We start from the raw sequence: 5,849 nt of genomic DNA on the forward strand, positions 1-5,849 counted from the left end.
AATGCCTGAGCATCAAGACGCAGAAGAACCCATTCGCACTTTGCCGCAAGTTACTGATCAACGCCTCCCGCGCGGCTTATGATCAGTTACAGCTGCTTCTCGCAGCTACTGCGTAACATCAGTTATGTTCCCGCAGCCACTACGGTGCTACGCACCAAGATGACAGCTGCTCGTGACAGATTGTAATATTAATCCGGCAATCAAACAGATCATAAACTTGCACCGGATAATATTTGCAAGCAACTGATTTTTAAATGATATTTCAGGATGTTGTGCGCCCTGTTTAATTGCCGCCTTAATAGATTCTTAGAACCTGCCTAAAGTCTCACGAGCCAGGGTAAGACAAGGCGAAAACAGCCAAGGAAGCGGGGTTTACAAGCGGTAAATGAGCATTCCGAGGATGTTTTCAACGCCGTATTGCTGACACGCAGCAGACTATTAGACCGGTTCTCAGAACTTCAGTCCGAGGCTCAGCCAATACCGCCGTCCCTCATCCACCATCCAATTACCATCCAAGCCATTATTACGGCCGCGCTCGTCCACCGCGATGATCTTGTCAGTCATGTTCAACACGGCGGCACTAAGACTCAATGCTTTGTTGATTTGATAGCTGCCGCCCAAATCCAAAGTGGTGGAAGCACTGCGTTCGCGTACATTCTGCGCGCCATTGCGGAATGCAGCCCAATATTGCTTGCCCAGATAGTTGACGCGCAGGTAGCTGCTCAATGCTTCGATAGGCTGCCATTCCAGCTTGGCGTTCAGGACATGCGTTGGTGTCTTGTCCAAGGGGCGGCCTTCCAGCGAGCCACCATTGAAAGCCGGCTCGCCCCCACCATGGCGACGCGAACGGGTGTAGGTGTAGTTACCCGACGCGCGCCATGCCTTCGCCAACGGCCAGTTGGCACCAAGCTCCACACCGCGCAGCTGCACGCTGTCGATATTGTCGTAGGTGTAGATGTTCAGGGCGCTGTTGAGTGGGTCGGATACGCCTGAGTCGTAGCTGACCACCTTGTTCTTGAATTGATTGTTGAACAGCGCAAACGACAGACTGCGGCCTTCAGTACCGTCGTAACGGATACCGATTTCCTCACTGAGGCTTTCCTCCGGCTTCAGATTCGGGTTACCACAAAGCGAACCCCGCTTCTGGGTTCCCCCCCCCGTCGTCATGCAATAGCCCAGCTCGGACTGGCGCAATGTGGGCGACTTGAAACCCTTGGCAGCGCCGCCACGCAAGGTGAGGGTATCGGTTAGCTTGTACACGGCGTACAAGCGCGGACTCCAGTGCGAACTGTATCGATCGGCGGTATCAATGCGCAGGCCCCCGGTCAGCGTCAGGGCGTCATTCACAGCAAACTCATCTTCTGCGAATACGGCAGTCGACTTGGTCTTCGCACCATTGGGGCTTGTCACGTGGCCTTTGACTACCGACTCGACACTGATTCCGTTCAACTTGTTCTGGTTGTATTGCCCACCCAGATTAAGGGTATGAGACTCGAAAGGCAGCGTCAGCAACGCATCAAAAACTGTGTTGGTGATAACCGGCGTGGACTCGCTTCTTTCACCATTCATCCATCTCAGTTGCTTCCCAACCTCTTGCTGTACAGCAAGACGCGAACTGCCAAAGTCCCATTTGCCACGGTGGGCGAGCGACCAATGTTGGCGGTCGTGCTCGGTCCTTACGCTATCGTCTTGCGCACCCAAGGCTTTGCCGGGAGTGCTGCGATAAGTGAGTTCATTCTTACCGACTTCCAGAATCACGTTATGGGCAGTGCTGGGCGTGATGATCAGTTTTGCAGCCGCACTTGCATTGCGCGTGCCATAGGCACCACTGGTGAAGTTATCTGGAAAGAAGATCCTGTCTTCGTCACGGTCACTCAGATTGCCGTAAATCTGCAACCCCAGCACGCCTTCCTGAATAGGGCCACCTACCCAGAAGTCACCCTGCTGCGTATTGCCAAATTTGCTGTCGCCCTGAATCGTGCCGCCCACATTGATCGCACCTTGCCACTGCTTGGTGTGCTTGCGGGTGATGATATTGATCACCCCGCCCATGGCATCCGCACCATAAAGCGACGACATCGGCCCACGCACGACTTCGATGCGCTCAATGGCCTGCAGTGGCGGAATCAAATACGCCTGCACACCCCCAGTGCCACGGTTCATGGTCTCGCGCGTGCCCTGGCGCTTGCCATCCACCAGCACCAGCGTGTACTCGCCCGGCAGACCACGAATGGAGATATCGGTATCATTGGGCTCCGAACCAACAATGCTGATGCCTTCGACATTACGCACTGCGTCGCTCAAGCTGTTAACGGGCTGGGCTTCCAGTTCCTTACGGGTAATGACGCTGATGCTGGCCGGCGCTTGCTTGATTTTCTGCTCGAAACCACTGGCAGTAATCACCAAGGTCTCGGTCGTCTGGACATCGCCAGCCTGGGCGCTCAAGCTACCGGTCAGGGCCAAGCCACATAGAAGGGAAAGCGGTTTGCGCTTGAACTGCATCTGCATCATTGTTTACCTCTGCTTTATGAATTCGCTTAGCACGCAGCAATGGGTAAAATTCCACAGATAGGAATGATTTGCATTGGCGTTTAAGGGACGCCAGTATTCCATAAGATGGATATATTCGCCTTTGCAATAGCGTAAAAAATCTTTGCGATAAAATTTATTCAACCGAAAGCCATGTCTACTCGCTCTGCAATTGAGACTATTCCAACACCCATTGCATTTGTCGTGCACAGCTTGCGCCCTGGCTTCATTGCCCGTTGCAGCGTACGTAGCCATGCACATGCCCCACAGACAGCAGTGATGACGCCGGCGGGGCTGAATATCGTATTAGTGTTGGCAGGACAGGTGAACGTGGCTTACGGTAACCGCGCTTTTCGCTTTGGCCCAACCACCACCACACGCGGGGTACGCCATGAAGGCGGCATGGTGGCATTGGCAGAGCCGGACAGCTTTATACGGCCAGATGCAGTAGGCCATGAGGAGCGAAAGATCAGCTTGAGCCTGTCGCCAGAATGGCTGGAACAGTCGGGCTTGAACGACCAGGCAGCGCACCGGGAAATTCACCGCTTTTGCCAAAATCATCTGGCCATCGCGCGTTGGCAACCTTCACGCCGCCTGCTGGATTTAGCCGAACAGATGCTATACCCACCCGCTTTTGCGCCTGCTTTGCAGCAGTTGCACCAGGAAAGCCGTGCCATCGAACTGGCAGGCGAGGCACTGGCCAGCCTCATTCCCGCTCAGCCCGCCACCCTACCCGCCCGCGAAAAAGCGCGTATGCAACAACTGCGCGACTTGCTCGACAGCGGTGATGCCGACAATTGGAGTCTGGCCGATATCACGCTGGAGATAGGGCTGCATGAACATGCCTTACAGCGATACTTTCGCGCCAGCTTTGGTTGCACGGTGGTGGACTATGTGCGGCGGCGCAAATTGGAACAAGCCCGTTTCGCCATTGAACAGCACGACATCAGCGTATCCGACGCTGCCCTGCAAGCCGGCTATAACAGCCCCGCCAACTTCGCCACCGCCTTCAAGCGTTTGTTCGGCATATCACCCGGCCAGCTGCGCAGCCGGTTAAGACGTTAACGGAGACCACCGCCTACCCACTAGCCACACAATCCCTATTCAGACGGAGAAGACACCGGTAGAGAGATACCGATCACCCCGGTCACAGACAATGCTGACGATGACCGCTTTTTCGACTTCCGTGCTCAGTTTCAACGCTGCCGCCATTGCTCCGCCAGAACTGACCCCCGCGAAAATCCCTTCTTCCGCAGCCAGACGTCGCGTCATGACTTCAGCTTCCAACTGGCTCACTTCCATAATGCGGTCGATCTTGGAAAAATCGCAAATGCGAGGCACATACTCCGGCGGCCATTTGCGAATACCGGGAATTTGCGCACCATCCATTGGTTGCACACCGATGATCTGCACAGCTGGATTTTTCTCGCGCAAATAGCGGCCAGTCCCCATGATGGTGCCAGTCGTGCCCATGCTGGAGACAAAATGGGTGATGCGTCCTTCGGTATCATGCCAAATTTCCGGGCCGGTACCTTCGTAGTGCGCCAGTGCGTTATCTGGGTTGGCAAACTGGTCGAGAATATATCCCTCGCCGGCATCCCGCATCTGTTCGGCCAGATCACGGGCGCCTTCCATGCCCTCCTTTTGGGTCACCAGCACAATATCCGCACCATAGGCTTTCATTGCTTGGCGGCGTTCAATGCTCAAATGTTCGGGCATGATCAATCGCATCTTGTAACCCATCACCGCCGCGGCCATCGCCAGCGCAATGCCAGTATTGCCACTGGTAGCTTCGATTAGCGTATCACCCGGTTTGATGTCACCACGCGCTTGAGCTCGGCGAATCATGCTGAGCGCCGGCCGGTCTTTCACCGACCCTGCCGGATTATTGCCTTCCAGCTTTGCCAAAATAATATTGGAGGTATTGCCAGGCAGATGCTTAAGGCGAACCAACGGGGTATTGCCGACAAAATCTTTCAGCGTGCGATGCATAAATAGCGCTCCGATTAAGGCAGGCATTGTAACCGCTGGTAATGAAGCGCCTAGACGTCAATGGCGATTTACTTATGAAGAAACGGTAGACATCACTTACCTCAGCAGGCCAATACATACCTGCAACATCTGCTGCACTTTAGTCGTATTACGTAAAAAACCACCACAGCATGCGTATTTACACCTGTAAAGACGGTTTTTTGCTTTGTCTTGCCCGAGTTCACAAGATATTGAACAGACTCTAGAAAGAACCAAGCTGCATCTCTGCCCAGATGCGCCAGTCCAGTCTTTCCACCCGTAACCACCACTTGAATGCCGTAGTGTGCACATCCAAGACTTTTCCATCTCCGTCGACCAGTGCCAGATTACTCACGATGTTGTCCATACTGGGAATATATATGCCGATACCCTCGGCATATTGCCAATGCCACGCCAAGTAAGCGGGCAGCTCGTTATCCTGGCCCAACCATAGGCTCAACCCGCTACTGGCAGATGCTTCAGTCTCCGGGTCCAACGAGCTATGTACATGGACAAAATGGAACAGCGCCAAGCGTTCTTCGCCCACCAGCACAAAGGGTAAAGCGTAGTCCTCAGCCTCGGGGCGACTTATAGATTGATTCTGAATGGCCGATTGCACATGTCACCTCATCCACCAATACACGGTTATCAGGTAAGGCACCAATGCCCAAACCCAGCATGAATAACCTCAGATAATGTCCGTGTAAGAACCAGCACGTAACTGTAAGACCTTACAGTTACGCTGAACCGGTAATCGGCGTGAAATGCAAGCACTCAATCGAACCCCACAAGGAGTACAAAATGAAATGCTTGCAAGGTCTCTTCCAAAAAACCACCAAGTCATCAACCGCACTGCAAACATTGTCCGCACTGGAATTGGCGGCAGTATACGGTGGCTCCAGCGTTGATGCCCCCACGCCACCGCAAGCCAATAACGATGTGCCTCCTCCTAAGCCAACTACGGGTGTGGGTGGTTAAGCTGGCAATAGATACTGCCCATGTCAGTCATGCATCTGCCGAATAAAGGGCTTATGTAATATCGTCATCAAGCCGACTAACCACCCGACGCTTACCGTGTTAGCGGCAGTGACCAGCGGTGTCATCGCATTGCTTTGCTCATGGCACCTCCTGATGGACCTCAGTTTGAGGCTCAGAAGGTGTCTAGGAAAAGCGAAGCGATTTATTTACTGATGTTACGCAGTAGCTGCGAGAAGCAGCTGTAACTGATCATAAGCCGCGCGGGAGGCGTTGATCAGTAACTTGCGGCAAAGTGCGAATGGGTTCTTCTGCGTCTTGATGCTCAGGCATTC

Annotated in this window: 5 protein-coding genes; 2 read left to right on the top strand and 3 right to left on the bottom strand. The window is 53.7% G+C overall.

What is annotated here, in order from left to right; all coding sequences use genetic code 11:
* Window positions 1-450: 450 nt before the first annotated feature.
* Window positions 451-2,511 carry a TonB-dependent receptor domain-containing protein gene (locus tag CSQ89_RS19400; protein WP_099407688.1) on the bottom strand — a complete coding sequence of 687 codons (2,061 nt, stop codon included), beginning with the start codon at window positions 2,509-2,511 and terminating at the stop codon, window positions 451-453.
* Window positions 2,512-2,682: 171 nt separating this feature from the next.
* Here CSQ89_RS19400 and CSQ89_RS19405 point away from each other — a divergent pair, with 171 nt between their 5' ends.
* On the top strand, window positions 2,683-3,594 hold the full coding sequence (locus CSQ89_RS19405) for a helix-turn-helix transcriptional regulator (protein WP_099407689.1): 912 nt from the start codon (window positions 2,683-2,685) through the stop codon (window positions 3,592-3,594).
* Window positions 3,595-3,633: 39 nt separating this feature from the next.
* Here the strand turns inward: CSQ89_RS19405 and cysM are convergent, their stop codons facing one another.
* Together cysM and CSQ89_RS19415 are read right to left on the bottom strand one after the other, a co-directional pair.
* Window positions 3,634-4,521, bottom strand: a complete 888-nt coding sequence (gene cysM / locus CSQ89_RS19410; RefSeq protein ID WP_099407690.1) for a cysteine synthase CysM — start codon at window positions 4,519-4,521, stop codon at window positions 3,634-3,636.
* A gap of 241 nt (window positions 4,522-4,762) precedes the next feature.
* Entirely contained in the window at window positions 4,763-5,158 is a 396-nt protein-coding gene (locus CSQ89_RS19415) for a hypothetical protein (protein ID WP_099407691.1), read from the bottom strand.
* 182 nt (window positions 5,159-5,340) lie between these two features.
* Here CSQ89_RS19415 and CSQ89_RS22610 point away from each other — a divergent pair, with 182 nt between their 5' ends.
* Complete coding sequence (locus tag CSQ89_RS22610) at window positions 5,341-5,517, top strand: hypothetical protein (protein WP_158229056.1); 177 nt, start codon at window positions 5,341-5,343, stop codon at window positions 5,515-5,517.
* Window positions 5,518-5,849: the final 332 nt, after the last annotated feature.

This window comes from Chitinimonas sp. BJB300, from assembly GCF_002735695.1.
Classification (GTDB): domain Bacteria; phylum Pseudomonadota; class Gammaproteobacteria; order Burkholderiales; family Chitinimonadaceae; genus Chitinimonas.